The sequence below is a fragment of the Streptomyces sp. NPDC088745 genome (assembly GCF_044751045.1).
GTDB lineage: Bacteria > Actinomycetota > Actinomycetes > Streptomycetales > Streptomycetaceae > Streptomyces > Streptomyces cremeus.
In genome coordinates this window covers 401,249-417,472 of record NZ_JBIVLB010000003.1, presented here as the reverse complement: position 1 = coordinate 417,472, position 16,224 = coordinate 401,249, and the positions used below count along the sequence as shown (strand labels likewise).

At 72.4% G+C, this 16,224-nt stretch carries 14 protein-coding genes and 1 riboswitch; of the genes, 3 read left to right on the top strand and 11 right to left on the bottom strand.

The window, feature by feature from the left end; genetic code table 11:
- Position 1 precedes the first annotated feature (1 nt).
- The gene (locus ACIP93_RS11135) at positions 2–1,144 is read right to left on the bottom strand and encodes a glycosyltransferase family 4 protein (protein ID WP_401757512.1); all 1,143 of its coding nucleotides are present in this window, start codon (positions 1,142–1,144) and stop codon (positions 2–4) included.
- A 127-nt stretch (positions 1,145–1,271) separates the two neighbouring features.
- On the opposite strand from ACIP93_RS11135, the gene ACIP93_RS11130 reads away from it, so the two are divergent.
- A complete protein-coding gene (locus ACIP93_RS11130; RefSeq protein WP_345223688.1) occupies positions 1,272–2,576 on the top strand; it encodes a glycosyltransferase 87 family protein in 1,305 nt (434 codons plus the stop codon).
- Positions 2,577–2,613: 37 nt separating this feature from the next.
- Here ACIP93_RS11130 and ACIP93_RS11125 read toward each other — a convergent pair whose 3' ends face one another.
- The 5 genes from ACIP93_RS11125 to ACIP93_RS11105 all read right to left on the bottom strand — a co-directional run bounded on the left by ACIP93_RS11125 (position 2,614) and on the right by ACIP93_RS11105 (position 8,228).
- The gene (locus ACIP93_RS11125; RefSeq protein WP_401757510.1) at positions 2,614–3,840 is read right to left on the bottom strand and encodes a hypothetical protein; all 1,227 of its coding nucleotides are present in this window, start codon (positions 3,838–3,840) and stop codon (positions 2,614–2,616) included.
- 48 nt (positions 3,841–3,888) lie between these two features.
- Complete coding sequence (locus ACIP93_RS11120) at positions 3,889–4,917, bottom strand: NlpC/P60 family protein (protein WP_345223684.1); 1,029 nt, start codon at positions 4,915–4,917, stop codon at positions 3,889–3,891.
- Between the two features lie 287 nt (positions 4,918–5,204).
- Positions 5,205–6,239: an NlpC/P60 family protein gene (locus ACIP93_RS11115; RefSeq protein ID WP_345223681.1), complete on the bottom strand. Its 1,035-nt coding sequence runs from the start codon at positions 6,237–6,239 to the stop codon at positions 5,205–5,207.
- 306 nt (positions 6,240–6,545) lie between these two features.
- Positions 6,546–7,907, bottom strand: coding sequence for an NYN domain-containing protein (locus ACIP93_RS11110; protein ID WP_401757507.1), 1,362 nt, complete (start codon positions 7,905–7,907; stop codon positions 6,546–6,548).
- A 66-nt stretch (positions 7,908–7,973) separates the two neighbouring features.
- Entirely contained in the window at positions 7,974–8,228 is a 255-nt protein-coding gene (locus ACIP93_RS11105) for a hypothetical protein (protein WP_345223677.1), read from the bottom strand.
- Positions 8,229–8,483: 255 nt separating this feature from the next.
- Between ACIP93_RS11105 and ACIP93_RS11100 the strand changes: the two genes are divergently transcribed.
- Together ACIP93_RS11100 and ACIP93_RS11095 are read left to right on the top strand one after the other, a co-directional pair.
- The gene (locus tag ACIP93_RS11100; protein WP_401757505.1) at positions 8,484–9,224 is read left to right on the top strand and encodes a rhomboid family intramembrane serine protease; all 741 of its coding nucleotides are present in this window, start codon (positions 8,484–8,486) and stop codon (positions 9,222–9,224) included.
- Entirely contained in the window at positions 9,221–9,502 is a 282-nt protein-coding gene (locus ACIP93_RS11095; protein WP_189821770.1) for an Lrp/AsnC family transcriptional regulator, read from the top strand. Before ACIP93_RS11100 ends, ACIP93_RS11095 begins: the two co-directional genes overlap by 4 nt.
- A 77-nt stretch (positions 9,503–9,579) precedes the next feature.
- On the opposite strand, the gene ACIP93_RS11090 is transcribed toward ACIP93_RS11095, so the two are convergent.
- The 5 genes from ACIP93_RS11090 to ACIP93_RS11070 form a co-directional block, all read right to left on the bottom strand.
- Positions 9,580–10,986 carry an aminotransferase class V-fold PLP-dependent enzyme gene (locus ACIP93_RS11090; RefSeq protein ID WP_401757504.1) on the bottom strand — a complete coding sequence of 469 codons (1,407 nt, stop codon included), beginning with the start codon at positions 10,984–10,986 and terminating at the stop codon, positions 9,580–9,582.
- Positions 10,987–11,227: 241 nt separating this feature from the next.
- A riboswitch (SAM riboswitch) is annotated at positions 11,228–11,345 on the bottom strand.
- Positions 11,346–11,441: 96 nt separating this feature from the next.
- Complete coding sequence (gene trpD, locus ACIP93_RS11085) at positions 11,442–12,506, bottom strand: anthranilate phosphoribosyltransferase (protein ID WP_345223670.1); 1,065 nt, start codon at positions 12,504–12,506, stop codon at positions 11,442–11,444.
- Positions 12,507–12,666: 160 nt separating this feature from the next.
- Entirely contained in the window at positions 12,667–14,304 is a 1,638-nt protein-coding gene (locus ACIP93_RS11080) for a ubiquinol-cytochrome c reductase cytochrome b subunit (protein WP_345223668.1), read from the bottom strand.
- Positions 14,301–15,353, bottom strand: coding sequence for a Rieske 2Fe-2S domain-containing protein (locus ACIP93_RS11075; protein ID WP_345223666.1), 1,053 nt, complete (start codon positions 15,351–15,353; stop codon positions 14,301–14,303). The genes ACIP93_RS11080 and ACIP93_RS11075 overlap by 4 nt, the downstream gene beginning before the upstream one ends.
- Positions 15,350–16,159, bottom strand: a complete 810-nt coding sequence (locus ACIP93_RS11070; protein ID WP_345223664.1) for a c-type cytochrome — start codon at positions 16,157–16,159, stop codon at positions 15,350–15,352. The genes ACIP93_RS11075 and ACIP93_RS11070 overlap by 4 nt, the downstream gene beginning before the upstream one ends.
- Positions 16,160–16,224: the final 65 nt, after the last annotated feature.

The window sequence follows — 16,224 nt, the reverse complement described above, 5'->3', positions numbered from 1 at the left end:
GCTACAGCAGCGTCTTCAGCTTCTCCGCGAGCAGGTCCCAGCGCCACTTCTCCTCGACCCACGCGCGTCCCCGCTCCCCCATCCGCCGCCGCAGGTCCGCGTCCTGGAGCAGGGTCACGACACGCTCGGCGGCCTCGGCGGGCTCGCCGCCGCGCACCACCCACCCGGTCTCCCCGTCCAGTACGGCGTCGGGCGCGCCGCCCGAGTCGCCCGCCACCACCGGCAGCCCGGTCGCGGAGGCCTCCAGGTAGACGATGCCGAGCCCCTCGACGTCGAGGCCGCCCCGGCGGGTGCGGCACGGCATGGCGAAGACGTCACCGGCCCCGTAGTGCGCGGGCAGCTCCGCCCAGGGCACCGCGCCGGTGAACCGCACGGAGTCCGCGACCCCGGTCCGCCGCGCCAGCTCGCGCAGGTCCTTCTCGTACGGTCCCCCGCCGACCACCAGCAGGACGGCGTCCGGCACCGAGCGCAGCACCCGGGGCATCGCCTCGATGAGGGTGTCCTGCCCCTTGCGCGGCACCAGCCGGGACACGCACACCACCACCGGACGCCCGCTGAGCCCGAGTCCGGCGCGCACCGCGTCGCCGCCCGAGTCCGGGTGGAAGGTCTTCTCGTCCACGCCCGGCGGGAGCTGCACCATCCGCGCGGCGGCCTCGGGGGTGAGCGCGGCGGCGATCCGGGAGCGCGTGTACTCGCCCAGGTAGGTGATCGTGTCGGTGCCCTCGCCGATGCGCCGCAGGAGCTGCCGGGCGGCGGGGAGCTGCGCCCAGCCCGCCTCGTGCCCGTGCGTGGTGGCGACGAGCCGGCGGGCGCCCGCCGCGCGCAGGGCGGGCGCCATCAGGCCGAGCGGGGCCGCCGCCCCGAACCACACGGAGGTGCAGCCGTGCTCGCGCAGCAGCCCGGCGGCGCGCCGGGCGACCCGGGGCGTGGGGAGCAGCATCGTGGTGCGGTCGCGCACCACGGGGAAGGGCTGTTCGGCGTCGAAGGCGGCGGTGGCCTCCTCGCCCTCGCGTCCGCGCTTCCAGGTGGAGGCGTAGACGACGACCCGCTCGGGGTCCAGGCGCAGCGCCATGTTGTGCAGGAACGCCTGGATGCCGCCGGGGCGGGGCGGGAAGTCGTTGGTCACGATCAAGGTCTTGTCCATCGTGACCGACAGTACCGGGCGGCTCCGCGTCATCGCCCGGGGACGTGCGCGCCCTGCATCATGAGCCTGTAGACACCCCTGCGGACGGGACGACCCCGCAGACGCCCGCCACCGGACAAGGATGGTCATGCCAGCGAGCGGCACCGGAACCCCCAGCTCTCCCGCCCTGCCCGTAGCGCCCCTCGCGGTGTGGGCCGTGACCCGCGTCCTGCTGCTGCTGTGCGTGTTCAAGGTGCTGGTCTTCCCGGGCCCCGACGTGACGAGCGACATCTCGGTCATCTACCAGGGCTGGTACGAGGTCCTGCGCGGCGGCACCTTCCCGCTGGACGACATCACCTGGCAGTACCCGCCGGCCGCCGCCCTCGCGGTGCTCTCCCCCGGTCTGCTGCCGTTCCTGGACTACGCCCCGGCCTTCTTCGTGCTGGCCCTCGTCGCCGACGCCGTGGTGACGGGGCTGCTGCTGTACGCGGGCCGCCGCCCCGGCAAGCGGACGGCGGGCGCGTGGGTGTGGATCGCGGGACTCGCGCTGCTCGGCCCCACCTCGTACGCCCGTTACGACGTGATGGTGACCGGCGTCGCGGTGGCGGCGCTCCTCGCGGGGGCCCGCAGGCCGCGTCTGGCGGGAGCGCTGGCCGCCGTGGGGGCGCTGCTGAAGGTCTGGCCCGCGCTGCTGCTCGCGGGCACGGCACGCGGCCGTACGACACGGGCGGCGTGGTCGGCGTTCGCGGCCACGGCGCTGGCGCTGGTGCTGCTGTTCACCGCGTCGATGCCGGGGGCGCTGGCGTTCCTGACCTTCCAGCGCGACCGGGGCACCGAGGTGGAGTCGCTGGGGGCGCTGGTCTTCCACGTGGCGCGGCACTTCGGCTGGGAGGGCGAAGTGCTGCTGAACTACGGCTCGGTGGAGTTCCTGGGCCCGTACGTCTCCGTGGTGAGCACCGCCGCGATGGTGCTCACGGTGCTCGCCTTCGGGTGGCTGCTGGTGTGGCGGCTGAAGGCGCGGCTGTTCACCGCGTCGACGGCGTGCGACGCGGCGTTCGTGGCGGTGCTGCTGTTCACCACGACGAGCCGGGTGATCAGCCCGCAGTACATGCTGTGGCTGGTCGGACTCGCGGCGGCCTGCCTGGTGTTCCGGGGCAGCCGGATGGACCGGCCCGCCCGTCTGGTGCTGGTGGCGACCTTCGTGACGTGTCTGGAGTTCCCCGTCTGGTTCTCGCACGTGGTCGACAGCGACCCGCTGGGGCTGACGCTGCTGTTCGTACGCAACGGACTGCTGGTCGCCGCGACGGTGCTGGCGTGCCGCACCCTGTGGCGGCACACGGTGACCGGGGCCGCGCACGCGCCGCGCCCGCTCCCGACGCAGCGCCACGTGCCCGCCGCGACGGCGCCGGAGTCCGCGCCGCACCAGCCGCAGGCGAGCCCGGCCGGGAAGTAGCCGCCGCCGTGGCCGGACGTCGCGCGGGCGGCCGGGGTCAGGCGAGCGCGTCGCGCACGTAGGCGCGCCAGCGGGCGGTGAACTCCTCGGGCGTGGTGTCCAGGTGGCGCCGCAGCGCCGCCGTCACCGCGCCCTCCCGCCGCGGATGTGCGCCGACGCTCTCGTAGAGGGCCAGGAGCGTCGCCTCGTCCGTGCGCTCCACGATCATCCGGCAGGCCAGCCAGCCGCCCTCGTACGCCCCCGCCAGCCGGTCCGCGTCCCCCGCGAAGCGGAAGTCGCCGTCGGCCGGGAGGGCGTCGGGCAGGCCCTCGCGCCGTACGGTGCGCCGGAGTTCGGGGGCGATCTGGGCCGGGGGGCGGTCGCTGTCGCGGTAGGCCACCCAGTCCGCGAAGCCCTCCGACAGCCACATCGGGGTGGCGGCCGTGGTGGCGGTGCGGGTGGCCACGTGCGTCGTCTCGTGGGTGAGGACGACCTGTCTGCCGACGGCCCCCAGCACCTCGTACGCCTCGGGGTTGACGATGACGCGGTCGGCCGAGGTCCGCCGTCCGCCCTCGCTCGCCCCGGTCGTGACGGCGGCGATCCCCCGGTACCCGGCGGCCGGCTCCCCGAGCAGGGCCCCCATCGCGCTCAGCGAGGAAGGCACCAGGAGCACCGTCCTGAGATCGCTCTCCCGGGTCCAGGCCCGGGCGACGGCGTCGACCGCGGCGTCGGCGGTCTCCGCGATCCGGCGCAGGCGTTCGGCCCCGTGCCCGGTGCCGAGGACGACGCAGCGCCGCCCGCGGGCGACGGCCACCGGGCCCTGCTGCCAGAGTTCCCGCGTGCCACCGTGCGCGGGCCGGTCCCCGGTGACGTGCCACTGGCCGTCCCGGCGCCTGAGGTCGACGCGGCGGGCGGAGACGGCGGGCGTCGCGTCGTACCCCGCGACGCGGTGGCGCAGTTCCACGCGGGCGGTGACGGTGCCGTCGCCGGTGCGGTCGAGACCGGTGAGCCGGTAGTGCCACTCCGTCAGCGGCACCCCGGCGAGGTGGTCGAACTCCTCGCCCTGGGCGGAGCGCAGGCCGGGCGCCTCGGGCGCCAGGACGGCGAGGAAGGCGGCCCGGTCGCGGGCCAGCAGGGCGGCGGCCCGCCGGTCGAGGAGCCGGCGCACGTCGCGGGCCGCGGTGTCGGCGGGGGCGGCGGGCAGGGCGCAGGAGGCCGCCAGCAGCCCGCCCAGGGCGAGCACCGCCCGCCGCCCGTGCCGTGTGCCGCTCCCGTGCGCCGCCATGTCGGGGAATCGTACGCGGAGGAGCCGGGGCCCCGGGAGGGGAACCGGTCAGACCCGGGTCACCGAGGAGACGGGCATCATGCCGACGGGGTCGTAGCGGACCGGGGCCCCGGGGTAGGGGGCGTGCACGACCTGGCCGTTGCCCATGTACATCCCGATGTGGCTGGCGTCGTCGCGGTAGGCCACCAGGTCGCCGGGCTGCGCCTGGGCCAGGGAGACCTGGCGGCCCGCGTACCGCTGGGCCTGCGAGGTGCGCGGCAGGGAGACGCCGGCCTGCCCGTAGCTCCACTGCATCAGGCCCGAACAGTCGAACCCGGTGGGGCCGTTGGCGCCCCAGACGTACGGCTTGCCGACGGCGTTCCGGGCGGCGAGCACGGCGGCCGCGGCCCGCGCGGAGGCGGGCATCGCTCCGGACATCTCGGGCAGCTCCGCGCGCCCGCTGCGGTTGGCCCGGTCGAACTCGGCGCGCTCGGGGGCGGGCAGTGCGTTCAGGGTGCGGCGGGCCTCGGCCAGCTTGCGCTCGACGGCGCGCTTGTGGCGCGTGACGACGGTGCGGCTGCGTTCCAGTTCGGCCAGCTTGCGGGAGGCCTCGGCGCGCTCCTGGCCCAGCTTGCGCTGCGCCTCGGTGAGTTCGTGCAGCTTGCCCGCGTTGAGGGCGCTGATCCGGTCCAGGGCGGCCGCCTTGTCGAGGTAGCCGTCCGGGTTCTCCGACAGCAGCAGCGACACCGTGGGGTCGAGCCCGCCCGACCGGTACTGGGCGCCGGCGAGCTGGCCGATGACGCCGCGCATCCGGTTGACGCGCTCCTGGCCGCGGGCGGTGCGGTCGCGGGCCTGCGCGACCTCCTTGCGCAGGGCGGTGGCGCGTTCGTTGGCCCGGTTGTACTGCTCGGTCGCCTTCTCGGCCTGTTCGAAGAGCCGGTCGACGGTGGCCTGGGCGGCCGTGGGCGTGCCCGCCGGGTCGGCGCCGGCGGGGGTGGCCCCGAGGGCCGCCGCCGCGGTGGCCGCGGCGGCGGACAGGACGGTGACCCGGGTGCTCTGCGTGAGCCCGGACTGCGAGGGACGACGGTGTGACGCCACGGGAAGCCGCACTCCTTCCACTGCTGGGAGGCAGCACCCCGCCGCCCGGGGCGGGCGGACTGCTCGACGGGAGCTGCGCGAGCAGACAGTAGCGGGACGCTCACGGGCGGCCAACGACCCCGTGCGGCGCGAAAGCGCCCGAACAGCGCGACGCCCCGCCTGATGACCAGGTCATCGGCGGGGCGGGCGGTCAGCACGGGGAGCCGCAATTCGCCCGAACGGGCGGGTTGTTCGGCGGCGCCCGCCGGGTAGTGCGGGCGTGTCCCGGAGCGGGGCGCCGGGCGGACTCAGCCGCCGACGCGCACTCCGTACATGAAGGAACCGAGGTAGCGCATGTCCTCGACGCGCACGTTGGTGCCGGGCTTGGGCGCGTGCAGCGACATGCCGTTGCCGGCGTAGAAGCCGACGTGCGCGAGGTTGCTGAAGAAGACCAGGTCGCCGGGGCGCAGGTCGGCCTTGTTGTAGATCTTCGGGCCGTCGTTGACCTGGGTGAAGGTGCTGCTGCCCACGGTGCGGTTGACCTGCTTGAACGCCCAGTAGACGAGCCCGGAGCAGTCGAAGGCGTTCGGGCCCTTGTTGCCCCAGTCGTACGGGGCGCCGATCTTCGTCCGGGCGGCGGCCATGGCCTGCGCGCCGATTCCGGAACCGGCCGCGACCTCGCCGAGCTGGGAGCGGTCGGTGGCGTCCCGGCTGGCGCGGTCCTCCTGCTGGGACATGGCGTCGCGCTCGGCCTTGGTGAGGGAGTTGAGCAGCTTCTGCGCGTCGGCGAGCTTGCCCTGGATGAAGCTGCGCTTCTCGCCGAGCTCCTTGCGGACGGAGGCGAGGTCGGCGAGCTTGCCGGACGCCTCCTCGCGCTCCTGGGTGAGGGTGCGCTGCTTGCCCTGGATCTTGCGGAGCGACTCGGCCTGCTTGGCGGTGAGCTGGTTCATCGCCGCGGCGCGGTCCAGGAACTGGTCCGGCTCGGAGGACAGGAAGAGCTGGAGCGAGGGGTCCACGGCGCCGGTGCGGTACTGCGCGGTCGCCATCGAACCCAGGCCCTTGCGCAGGTCGTTCAGCTCGGCCTGGCCGCGGGCCACCTTCTCCTGCAGGTTCTTGACCTGCTTCTCCAGCGTGCCCTGCTTCTCCTTGGCGGCGTTGAACCGCTCGGTCGCGGCCTCCGCCTCCTCGTGCAGGTTGTCCACCTTCGCCTTGACTTCCTTCTTGTCAGGCTTGGGCGCGGCGTTGGCCGACTGGGAGGTGAGCGCGACGGCCGCAGTGGCCGCGAGGGAGAGCACGGTCACACGGGTGCGGCTCGGCTGCTTGGGACGACGGTGGGACGCCACGAAGGCGAGCTCCTTCTTCCTCAGCCGCCGACCAGCGAGGTTGGCGGGCCCTTCGCTGATACTCCGGATGAGTGATCAACCGCGCGAAGGTTCGAGCCCAGACCTTAGTGACCTTCTTGTGATCAGTTCAAATCCTCATAGGAAAAATCTCGCCCACGCAACGCATAATTTCCTTGCGTCACACACTGCGTCATGAGCAGTTGACGCAACGCCAGCCCCACAAGCCATCAATACGGGCATACGCCACGCAAGTTGGGCAACTCCGCCGGACCGCCCGCAACGGTGCCGAGTGCCCCGGTACCGGGCTCAGGCCCGCGAGAGCCGCTTGAGGAGCATCGCGGAAGCCACCGGCCGCGCACCGGACTTGGCGACCCCGTCGGCCACCTCGCGGTCGGTGGAGACCACCACGACCGGACGCCCGTCCGGCTCCGCCCGCACCAGCTGCCGGATCAGCTCGTCGGCGGTCACCCCCGCCTTGCTGAACAGCACCCGCACCCCGCGCGGCGGCGCCAGCAGCACCGGGGCTGCCAGCTCCGCGCCGTCGAACACGCAGGTCACCTCGGCGCCGGTGGCCGCCGCCAGCATGGACAGACCGCCCAGCAGCCGCAGCCGCTGCTTCTCCAGCGGCATCGTCGGATACCCGGTCTTGGTGACGTTGTAGCCGTCGACCACCAGATGCGCCTGCGGCAGCGCCAGCAGTTGGTCCAGGACCGCCGGGTCGGTGTCCGACAGGGCGCGCGCGGCGATGTCCTTGGGCGACATCCGCCCCGGCTCCACCGCGTCCACGGTGTCCGCGGGCCGCCCCGCCGACGGCGGCAGCGCCAGCTCCCTGCGCAGCCCCTGCGCCGCCTCCAGGACCGTGTCCAGCAGCAGCCGCAGCCGCATGTCCTCGACGCTGCGCCCCTCCCGCACGGCCCGGCGCCCCGCCTCGACGGACGCCTCCGCCTCGCCGAGCCTGCCCCGCAGCCGCCGGGTCTCCGCCTCGGCGGCGGCCACCTGGGCGGCCGCCTCGGCCCTGACCGCGTCGATCCCGGCCTGCGTCTTGCGCAGGGCGGCCTCGCCCCGCTTGACGTCGCTGAGCGCGCCGCGCAGCTTGCGCTGGGCGGACTCGGCCTCCTTGCGGGCCGCTTCCAGTTCGGCGCGCAGCCGTTCCGTCTCGGTCCTCGTCCGCTCCCGGGCCTCGGCCAGCTCCGCGCGCACCTGCTCCAGTTCGCGCTGGGCGGCCTCGTCGGCGCGCTCGGCGTCCGCGCGCTGGGCCTCCTCGCCCGCGGCGGCCACCAGCTTCACCCAGCCCGCCGGGCGCAGCACGTAGGCGGCCGCCGCCACGTCCACCGGGTCGGCGGCGGCGGGCGGCGACCCGGCCTCCAGCGCACCCGTCAGCTCGGGCTGCGCCTCGCGCAGCCGCTCACCGATGCGCTGGCGGAAGACCGGGTCGCTCTCCAGCGCCGCCGCCATCGCGTTGCCCGCGAACTTGGCGCGCCTGCTGGGGGTGAACCGGGCGTACTGCCGCAGCGGCGGGGGCAGTTCCGCCACCGTGAGGCCGCCGAACGCGTCCGACACCAGCGTCACGACGCGCCGCCGCACCCCTTCGGGCAACGGGCGGTCGAGCACCTCTGCGACGCCGTCGGCCGAACCGGCCGGGTCCGCGCCGCTCGCAGGCTCCACCATCGCCGTCACCCCACTGCCTTCCCACCCTCACGGGCACGCTCCGCCGGGGCCGCCCACAAGAACCCGCTAGGAGTTCCGGGGGGCGGCGTCCGGCCTGTCCACCAATTCGATCTGGTCCACCGCGTTGCACCAGCGGCACCGCACGGACTCGATGGTCTCACTGACCACCTCGCGTTCCTCGACCTTCGACTCCCCGGCCAGGTCGAGGTGCACGTACTCGACCACCTTGGACGAGCGGGTCACGTCGAAACGCGTGAGGTTTCCGCACAGGGTGCAGCGCCACCGGGTTCCGGCGGTGGGCAGGGGAACCGTCGTCGTCATGCGTACCGTCCTCTTCCTTCGCACACGTCACGCGTGTGTCTACGTCGTTGCCGCGGTGCGCCGTCGAACTGCGGATGCCCTGCACGCAACCCTACGGCCTCACCGCTACCCCGCGCGGAGGGCGGCCGACCCTTGAGACCCGGCTGAGATCCGGCTGGGACCCGGCTGGGACCCGGCCGCGAGCGGCCGTGCCGGCCCCGGCGAGCCGGGCCCCCGGGGGCCGCCCGGTGCGTCATGCTCGACACCGTGATCCCCATGAGCGACGTCACGGCCCGGCGGCGGGCCCGGTGGCGGGAGATCAGCCGGGGGCCGGTCGTGACGTACACCGTGATCGGTGTCTGCTGCGTGGTCTTCCTGCTCGGCCCCGCCTCCGGCTTCCGTCCCGCGTACGGCACCGGCGAGGCGCTCCTCGGTGCGCAGAGCGCCTACTTCGAACGCTGGGGCGTCATCCCCGCGGAGCTGGTCACCGGCGCGGGCCACACCCTGCTGACCCCGTTCACCGCGCTGTTCGTACACGGCAACTGGCTGCACCTGCTGGGCAACATGCTCTTCCTGTACGTCTTCGGGGCGATGACCGAGGAACGCATGGGCCGCCTCGCCTACGCCCTCTTCTACCTGGTCTGCGGCTACCTCGCCCTGGTCGGGTACGCGCTGGTGCACGCCGGGTCCGACGAGACGCTGGTCGGCGCCTCGGGGGCGATCTCGGCGGTGCTGGGCGCGTTCCTGCGGCTGTTCCCGCACGCCCGCGTCACCAGCCTCTTCCCCTTCCTGCTCTTCCTGCCGCTGCGCTTCCCGGCGTGGATCGTGCTGGTCTTCTGGTTCGTGCTCCAGTGGCTGGCCGCCCAGGGCCTGGGCGAGGGCTCGGGAGTGGCGTACCTGGCGCACGTGGTGGGCTTCAGCGGGGGCTTCCTGTACGCGTGGGCGCGTCACCGGCGTACGACTACAGTGGCGGGCGCAGCAGCGTCACCGGCCACCGAGGGAGAAAGCCAGCCGTGATCACCGCGATCGTGCTCATCAAGACCAGCGTGGACCGCATCCCCGAGATCGCCGAGTCGATCGCCGCCCTGGACAGCGTCAGCGAGGTCTTCTCCGTCACCGGCACGTACGACCTGATCGCCATGGTGCGCGTCGGGCGGCACGACGACCTGGCGGACATCATCCCCGGCTCCATCAGCAAGATCCCGGGAGTGGAGGGCACGGACACGCACGTCGCGTTCCGCACGTACTCGCAGCACGACCTGGAGGCCGCGTTCGCGATCGGTCTCGACGGCTGAGACCGTCCGACGGCCGCCGCCGTCGCGACGCCCCCGGGCATCGCGACGGCGGCGGCGCGGACCGCCCGACGGGTTCCTCAGACGGCGGGGACGCACCGCCCGCCCTCGGTGCGGTAGTTCCACTGCGCGCCGTTGGCGACGAGCTCCCTGACCGCGCCCACGAAGCGCTCCACGTGCTCGTCGGGCGTGCCCGCGCCGAAGCTGACCCGGATGGCGTTCAGGGACCGCTCGCCCGGCTCGGCCTCGGGCGCACCGCACTCGCCGACCTCTTCCGGGTCGCTGCCCAGCAGCGTGCGGACCAGCGGGTGGGCGCAGAACAGTCCGTCCCGCACGCCGATCCCGTACTCCGCCGAGAGCGCGGCGGCGAAGTGCGAGCTGTTCCAGCCCTCCACGACGAAGGAGATGACCCCCACGCGCGGGGCGTCGTCGCCGAACAGCGAGAGCACCTTGACGGCCGGCACCTCCGCGAGCCCCTCCCGCACCGTGCGCACCAGCGCCTGCTCGCGCCGCACCAGCGAGTCGAACCCGGCCTCGGTGAGCGCCTTGCAGGCGGCGGCGATGGAGTACACGCCGATGACGTTGGGCGAGCCGGCCTCGTGGCGGGCGGCCGTGGTGTGCCACTCGACGTCCACCCCGCCGTCCGCACGCCGCGCGACCTTCTTCGACGCGCCGCCGCCCGCGAGGTACGGCTCGGCCTCCTGGAGCCAGTCGGCCCGCCCGGCCAGCACGCCCGACCCGAAGGGCGCGTACAGCTTGTGCCCGGAGAAGGCGACCCAGTCGACGTCCAACTCCCGTACGGATACCGGGTGGTGGGGGGCGAGCTGCGCCGCGTCCAGCACGATCCGCGCGCCGTGGGCGTGCGCCGCGGCGGCCAGCTCGGCGACCGGCCAGATCTCTCCGGTGACGTTGGAGGCGCCCGTCACGCACACCAGCGCCGGCCCGTACGGGTCGCGGTCGGCGAGCGCCCGCTCCAGCGTCTCGACGGCCTGGGCGGGGGTGCGCGGGGCGTTGAGGTAGGTGACCTCGGCGTCCCGCCACGGCAGCAGCGAGGCGTGGTGCTCGGTCTCGAAGACGAACACCTGGCAGTCGGCGGGCAGTACGGCCGCCAGGAGGTTCAGCGAGTCGGTGGTGGAGCGGGTGAAGACGACCTGGTCGCCCTCCCGGCAGTCCAGGAACTCGTGGACCGTCACCCGGCTGTTCTCGAAGAGGTCGGTGGAGAGCTGCGAGAGGTACCCGGCGCCCCGGTGCACGCTGCCGTAGTACGGGGCGTACGCGGCGACGTCGTCCCAGACCCGCTGGAGCGCCGGGGCGCTGGCCGCGTAGTCGAGGGCCGCGTACGTCACCTCGCCCCCGGTGACCAGCGGCACGGCGACGTCCCGGCCCAGCACGGGCAGCGGCGCACAGCAGGGCTCCGCGCACCCGGCGGCGCAGACGGCGGCGGAGGGGGAGGTGGCGGTGACGGTGGCGACGGGCGATGCGGACATGGCGAAACTCCTGGCAGGACAAGGCGGAATGGCTTCAGCGGAACCCGCACGGCATCCGACGAGGGCACAACCGCCCTGTCCCGTACGGGAGTTGCCTCGACGCTCCGGATACAGGTGTGCCCGGGGCGGAGGTGAAGGTGAAACGGGGCCGAGCGGCCCTATCGCATTCGCTTGCTCACGAGACTGCTCCCTTGAGGACCAGGACCCCAGGGGCGCGCCACTCCGGAAAGGAGTGCGCAGGGGTCCGCGCTTGCCGTAGACCTCGCTGCCTACGACCTGGTCTTCACCCGGGGCACCCCGCCACGGACGGAGGGTTGCCGGACAGCGGGCCGGGGCCGTAGTCGCTGTCACTCATGACCTGGTGAGCATCCTGCCACAGCCACGACCACACGCAAGAGCGCAGTCCGGTTCCTGAGACGTCCGCACTGCGCTCTGCGTCACACCGCGCGCCGGTTTCAGGCGTTGCTGGCCCGCACCCAGCGCTCCAGCGCCGCCTGCGCGCTCCCGGAGTCCAGGGACTCGCGCGCCTTCTCCAGGCCCGCGGCGATCTCCTCCTCCAGCGATCCGCCGCCCGGGTTCAGGGCGACCAGCGCGGCCGCCGTGTTGAGCAGCACCGCGTCCCGCACCGGCCCCTCCTCCCCGGCGAGGAGCCTGCGCGCGACCTCCGCGTTGTACGAGGCGTCCGCCCCGCGCAGGGCCTCCACCGGGACGATCTCCAGGCCGACCGCGCGGGGGTCGAAGGCCTCCTCGCGCACGCCGCCGTCCCGTACCACCCAGACCCGGGAGGTCGCGGTGGTGGTCAGCTCGTCCAGGCCGTCGTCGCCGCGGAAGACGAGGGCGGAGTTGCCGCGCTCGGCCAGGACGCCCGCGACGATCGGGGCCATCCGCGCGTCGGCGACGCCGACGGCCTGGGCGCGCACCTGGGCCGGATTGGTGAGCGGGCCCAGGATGTTGAACGTGGTCTGCGCGCCCAGCTCCTTGCGGGCCTTGGCCGCGTACCGCAGCGCCGGGTGGAACTTCACGGCGAAGCAGAAGGTGATGCCCGCCTCGCCGGCGACCTCCGCGACCCGGCGCGGCGTCAGGTCCAGGTTGACGCCCAGCTTCTCCAGGACGTCGGAGGAGCCGCTGGCCGACGAGGAGGCCCGGTTGCCGTGCTTGACGACCTTGGCGCCGGTGCCCGCGACGACGATCGCGGACATGGTGGAGATGTTCACCGTCTTGGCCATGTCGCCGCCGGTGCCGACGATGTCGACGCTGGGGCCCGGCACCTCGATGGTGTTGGCGTGCGCGTACATCGCCCGTACCAGGCCGGAGACCTCCTGCACGGTCTCGCCCTTGGCGCGCAGGGCGACGGAGAAGCCCGCGATCTGCGCGTCGGTGGCCTCGCCGGACATGATGCGGTCCATCGCCCAGGCGGTGTCGTCCGCCCCGAGGTCCTGGCCGCGCAGCAGAGCGGTGAGGATGCCCGGCCAGCCGCGGGCCGCCACGCTGTCGCCGCCGACTGGGGTCACAACGTCCATGGTCCGCTCCAGGGTCCACGCGCCCGGCGAAGGGCTTGCCGATAAGGGATGGGGTCACCCTATCCAGCCCGGGAACACGCGAAGAGCCCCGTCCGGGGTCCGGACGGGGCTCTCGCTGTGGCGAACAGTTCCGGCTCAGCTCACTGGGCCGGGGCGGGGATCAGTGGTGGCCGTGGCCGCTGGTGATCTCCTTGTACTCCTCGGCGGTGGGCTTGGCGATCTGGGCGCCCTCGCCGTACATGCCCTTGCTCAGCTTGACGCGCAGCTTCTCGGCGGGGCCGACCTTGCGCGTGACGCCGTTCTCGTCCTCGGCGGGACCGATCGCGGCCGGCGCGTACTGCTCGTGCGCCGTGAGCGTGTGCAGCTTGTCCGCGGGCAGCGGCTCGTGCACCTCGACGAACTCACCGTGCGGGAGGCGCTTGATGATGCCGGACTCGCGTCCGTGCAGCACCTTCTCGGCGTCCCTGCGCTGGAGGCCCAGGCAGATCCGCTTGGTGATGATGAACGCCAGGACCGGGCCGACGAAGAAGCCGATGCGCACGAACCAGGTGATCGAGTTGATCGACAGGTGGAAGTGCGTGGCCCACAGGTCGTTTCCACCGCCGATGAGGCCGATGAAGTAGACCGTGACCCAGGCGACGCCGAACGCGGTGCGGGTCGGGTGGTTGCGCGGACGCTGCGCGATGTGGTGCTCGCGCTTGTCCCCGGTGACCCAGGACTCCAGGAACGGCCACACCGCGATGACGGCGAGGATCAGACCGAAGAGCACCAGCGGGATGAACACGCCCAGGACCAGCGTGTGGCCCCAGAGGTTGATCTCCCAGCCCGGCATGACACGCACCAGGCCCTCGGCGAAGCCCATGTACCAGTCCGGCTGGGCGCCCGTGGACACCTGGTCGGGCCGGTAGGGGCCGAGCGCCCACACCGGGTTGATGGTGAACGCCGCCGCGATGACCGCGATGATGCCGAAGACCAGGAAGAAGAAGCCTCCGGCCTTGGCCATGTAGACCGGCAGCAGCGGCATGCCGACGACGTTGTTGTTCGTGCGTCCCGGGCCCGCGAACTGGGTGTGCTTGTGGTAGAAGACCAGGATCAGGTGAGCCACCATCAGGCCGAGCATGATGCCCGGCAGCAGCAGGATGTGGATCGAGTAGAACCTGGCGACCATGTCGTGGCCGGGGAACTCCCCGCCGAACAGGAACATCGAGATGTACGTGCCGACGACCGGCACGGACAGGATCGCGCCCTGCGTGAAGCGGACACCGGTGCCCGACAGCAGGTCGTCCGGGAGCGAGTAACCGGTGAAACCGGTGAACATGCCGAGGACGAACAGCAGGAAGCCGAACAGCCAGTTGACCTCGCGCGGCTTGCGGAAGGCGCCCGTGAAGAAGACGCGCATCATGTGCACGAACATCGCCGCGAGGAAGATCAGCGCCGCCCAGTGGTGGATCTGCCGGATCAGCAGACCGCCGCGCACGTCGAAGCTGATGTCCAGCGTCGACGCGTAGGCCTCCGTCATGCGGATGCCGTGCATCGGCGCGTACGAGCCGTGGTACACGATCTCGTTCATCGACGGGTGGAAGAACAGCGTCAGGTACACACCCGTGAGGATGATGATGATGAAGCTGTACATGCAGATCTCGCCGAGCATGAAGGACCAGTGGTCCGGGAAGATCTTGCGCATGTTGGCCTTGGCGAGGGAGTAGATCCCCAGCCGGCCGTCCGCCCAGTCCGCGACCCGCTCACCGGCGGGCGCCTTCTGCTGCGGCTTGGATTCGGTAGTCGTCGCAGTACTCATCCGCGCTCCCAGAATGCAGGACCGACGGGCTCAGCGAAGTCGCCCATGGCTTCGAGGTAACCCTGGGCGTTCACCGTGATGTGCAGCTGCGGCAGCGGGTGACCGGCCGGGCCGAAGATGACGCGGGCGCCGTCGGACAGGTCGAAGGTGGACTGGTGGCACGGGCACAGCACGTGGTGCGTCTGCTGCTCGTACAGGCTGATCGGGCAACCCACGTGGGTGCAGATCTTGGAGTACGCGACGATGCCGTCGACCGCCCACTCGCGCTGCTGCTTGTCCTTGATCTCGTCCGGCTGGATCCGGACGATCATCAGGGCGTCCTTGGCGATCTTCGAGTTGAACTCGTGGTCGTCCTCCTTCAGGCCTTCCGGCACGGCGAAGGTGAGCGAGCCCACCACGACGTCCTCGGCCCGCAGGGGCTCCATCGTGTTCTGGTTGATCAGCCGCTTGCCCTTGGCCCAGGACGTCGTGCGCAGCTTCTTCTCCGGCAGCGGACCGAGGTCGCGCAGCAGCACGACGCCGGACAGCGGCACCAGGGCCAGCGCGCCGAACATCGTGGTGCGGATCAGCTTGCGACGGCCGATCACGGACTCCTCGGCGCCGGCCTTGAAGTCCGCCATGACCTTCGCCCGGACCTCGGGCGAGGCCGAGATCGGGTGGCGCTCGTCGGCGACCTCCACGTCGGACATCAGGGTGCGGGCCCAGTGGACCGCGCCCGCGCCGATGCAGAAGAGGGCGATGCCGAGCGTCAGTCCCAGCGAGAGGTTGAGCGCGCTCACGTGGCCGAGCGGCCACACGTACACGATCTTCTCGATCGGGAAGGCCACGAACGAGGCGATGAAGCCGATCGTCGCGAGCATCGACAGCGTGAACAGGAAGGCGACGACGCGCTCGGACCGCTTGGCGGCCCGCTCGTCGAGGTCCTGGATGCGCGGCTTGTGCGGCGGCAGGCCCGGGTCCGCGAACGGATCGTCCTTCGTCGCTACTTCGCCGTGCGCGTTGCCCTGCTCAGCAGGCAGGGCCTCTTCTGGATTCTCTTGGCTACTCATGACTTCTTGGCCTTAGCGGTGTGGGCCGCGACCCAGACGGCGACTGCGATGAGCGCACCCAGACCGAAGATCCAGGCGAACAGACCCTCACTGACCGGGCCGAGATTGCCCAGTCCGAAGCCGCCGGGGCTCGGGGTCTCTTCGCCGTTCACGGCCTTGACGTACGCGATGATGTCCTTCTTCTCCTTCTCCGGCATGGTGCTGTCCGGGAAGGAGGGCATGTTCTGCGGGCCGGTCTGCATGGCCTCGTAGATGTGCTTCGGCGAGACGCCCTCCAGGGACGGAGCGAACTTGCCGTGGGTCAGGGCGCCACCCTCACCGGTGAAGTTGTGGCACTGCGCGCAGTTCGTGCGGAACAGTTCGCCACCCTTGCCGATGTCGGCGCCTTCAGGGTTGGTCTGGCTTTCGGTCGGCGTGATCGGGCCGGCGCCGAGAGAGGCCACGTACGCGGCGAGCTGGTCGATCTGCGCCTGCGTGTAGATGACCTTCTTCTTCGGCACCTGGGCGCCGGGCTGCTGCGCCGGCATGCGGCCGGTGCCGACCTGGAAGTCCACTGCGGCGGAGCCCACGCCCACGAGGGACGGGCCGTCAGTGGTGCCCTGACCGCCGGTACCGTGGCAGCTTGCGCAGCCGACGGCGTAGAGCTTCTTGCCCTCCTCGATGGCGAGGGACTGGGCGGTCTCGTCGGCCTGCGCCTTGCCCGCAGGCGCAAACGCGGCGTACAGCCCCCCAGTGGCCGCCAGCGCGAAGAGTAGGACGACGACCGCCGCCAGCGGATGGCGTCGTCGTGCGGAGAGCTTTTTCACGGATTACCCCGGTGTCAGGATCTTCTGCGTCGATGCGGGAAGTGTGTGCGGGCCTTGGCCCCTGG